Below are 2,635 nucleotides of genomic sequence, written 5' to 3'. Positions count from 1 at the left end.
AGTCTGGCGTATGGCGAATTCGAGGCAGACAACGAGGCGCGGGTGGCGGTGGTGTTCGGTCATGGCGAGCATTTCACCGCCGGACTCGATCTGGTCAAAGCCAGCACGGCACTGGCTGATGGCTGGCAAGCACCGCCAGGAGGCTGCGATCCGTGGGGTATTTTAGCCGGTCCCCGAGTCAGCAAACCGGTGATTGTGGCTGCGCAGGGCTATTGCCTGACTATCGGCATCGAGTTGATGTTGGCCGCTGACATCAACCTGTGCGCCAGCAACACTCGATTCGCCCAGAACGAAGTGCAGCGCGGGATTTTCCCGTTTGGCGGCGCGACATTGCGCCTGCATCAGGTAGCCGGCTGGGGCAATGCGATGCGCTGGCTGCTGACCGGCGATGAATTCGATGCGCATGACGCGTTGCATCTGGGATTGGTGCAGGAAGTCATGGCCAGCGAGGACCTGCTTCCACGGGCCATTGAATTGGCCGAACGGATTGCCAGGCAGGCACCGCTTGGCGTGCAGGCGACGCTGATGTCTGCACGGCAGGCGCGCTATGAAGGGGAAACCGCTGCAGCGCAGGGATTGYCGCCATTGGTGAAGAAGTTGATGGCGAGTGAGGATGCCAAGGAGGGGGTTCGCTCGATGGTCGAGAAGCGGCCCGGCATCTTCAAAGGCTGCTGACATTCCGCCTGTGGCGAGGGGGCTTGCCCCCGTTGGGTTTCGCAGCAACCCCAAAACCATTCAATTGGGGTGTATCAGGCACACCCCAATTGCTGTTTACGACGGCTTCGCCTCCGAACGGGGCAAGCCCCCTCGCCACAATGAATTTATGCTGCCATTCATGTTGCCGGGCGAATCGCCTTGATCAACGACTGCAACGAATACCCCAATCGCGGCGCCAGCCCTTCTGCCCGCGCGATCAAACCGTCCATATCCAGTTCCTGATCCAACTCCGAAGGCACGAGCAAAATCACATTGCCCTCCTTCACCGGCAGCTCCCAGTAATGCCGGTGATAGAGCCCACGCAGCAACGCAGCCCCCAACGGTTTGCCATCATCGGTGGCCCATTGATTGATCACCAGCCAGCCACCCGGATTCAGGCGTTTCTGACAGTTTTCCAGAAAGCTCCAGGCCAGATGCCCGACACCCGGCCCGACATCGGTGTAAAGGTCGACGAAGATCAGGTCCGCCGGCTCAGCGGTATCAAGAAGCTCAAGTGCATCGCCGACGCGGATATACAGCCGGGGATCGTCATCCAGCCCAAGGTATTCGATGGCCAGGCGCGGTACGTCTGGGCGCAATTCAATCGCCTCGACATCTTCCAACGGCAAAAACTTGAGGCACGCTTGGGTCAGCGTGCCCGCGCCAAGCCCCAGAAACAGCGCGCTTTCCGGCTGCTCGTGGCACAGCGCACCGATCAGCATCGCACGGGTATAGTCGTACTCAAGCCAGCTTGGATCAGCGGTGAAAACGCAGCTCTGCTCGATGGCATCGCCGAACTCCAGAAAACGGTAATCGGCCACTTCCAGCACGCGTATCACGCCGAACTCATCCTGTACCTCGGCGAGCAGATGCTCGACGCGCTCCTCAGTCATTTCGTCTCCTGATTGTTGCCGCGCCTGTTTGCATAAACGGCAACGCAATAAAACCGCGAGCAGGCGCGGCAAAGGCGCAATTGTCTGCGAAGCGACGGGAACAGGTCACGCACTAATTGCTGATAACATGGCGGTCCGAGCGTAAAACACTAGAGAACGTGATGAGCCAACCCTGGAGCCCTGACAGCTGGCGCGCCCTGCCGATCCAGCAACAACCCCACTACCCCGACGCCGCTCACTTGCAGCAGGTCGAGCAAACCCTGGCCAGTTATCCGCCACTGGTGTTTGCCGGTGAGGCCCGTGAGTTGCGCCGTCAGTTTGCCGAAGTGACCCAGGGGCGCGCGTTCCTGTTGCAAGGTGGCGATTGCGCCGAGAGTTTCGCCGAGTTCTCTGCCGCGAAAATCCGCGACACGTTCAAAGTCCTGCTGCAAATGGCCATCATCATGACTTTCGCCGCCGGCTGTCCGGTGGTCAAGGTCGGTCGCATGGCCGGGCAGTTTGCCAAGCCGCGCTCGGCCAACGACGAAACCATCGACGGCGTGACCCTGCCCGCCTACCGTGGCGACATCGTCAACGGCATCGGTTTCGACGAGAAAAGCCGCGTGCCGGACCCGGAACGCCTGCTGCAGTCCTACCACCAGTCCACCGCCACCCTGAACTTGTTGCGTGCGTTCGCCCAAGGCGGGTTTGCCGACCTGCATCAAGTGCACAAGTGGAACCTGGATTTCATCGCCAACTCGGCACTGGCGGAAAAATACAGCCACCTGGCCGACCGCATCGATGAAACCCTGGCATTCATGCGCGCCTGTGGCATGGACACCTCGCCGCAGCTGCGCGAAACCAGTTTCTTCACCGCCCACGAAGCGCTGCTGCTGAACTACGAAGAAGCCTTCGTGCGGCGCGACAGCCTGACCAATGATTACTACGATTGCTCGGCGCACATGCTGTGGATCGGTGACCGCACCCGGCAACTCGACGGCGCACACGTCGAATTCCTGCGCGGGGTGAATAACCCGATCGGGGTCAAGGTCGGCCCGAGCATGGAC

Annotated in this window: 3 protein-coding genes; 2 read left to right on the top strand and 1 reads right to left on the bottom strand. The window is 60.6% G+C overall.

Annotation, left to right across the window (positions count from 1 at the left end; translation table 11 throughout):
* On the top strand, nucleotides 1–675 hold a 675-nt coding region (locus AC1DRJ_RS23975; protein WP_477804336.1), incomplete at its 5' end, for a crotonase/enoyl-CoA hydratase family protein.
* Nucleotides 676–833: 158 nt separating this feature from the next.
* Here AC1DRJ_RS23975 and AC1DRJ_RS23970 read toward each other — a convergent pair.
* Nucleotides 834–1,589 carry a spermidine synthase gene (locus tag AC1DRJ_RS23970; RefSeq protein WP_477804335.1) on the bottom strand — a complete coding sequence of 252 codons (756 nt, stop codon included), beginning with the start codon at nucleotides 1,587–1,589 and terminating at the stop codon, nucleotides 834–836.
* 161 nt (nucleotides 1,590–1,750) lie between these two features.
* Here AC1DRJ_RS23970 and AC1DRJ_RS23965 point away from each other — a divergent pair.
* Nucleotides 1,751–2,635, top strand: an 885-nt coding sequence (locus AC1DRJ_RS23965; RefSeq protein ID WP_477804334.1) for a 3-deoxy-7-phosphoheptulonate synthase, incomplete at its 3' end; no start/stop codon positions are given.

The organism is Pseudomonas sp. P5_B2, from assembly GCF_056400445.1.
The sequence above is the reverse complement of the archived record's forward strand: the minus strand, read 5'-3'. Positions and strand labels throughout refer to the sequence as shown.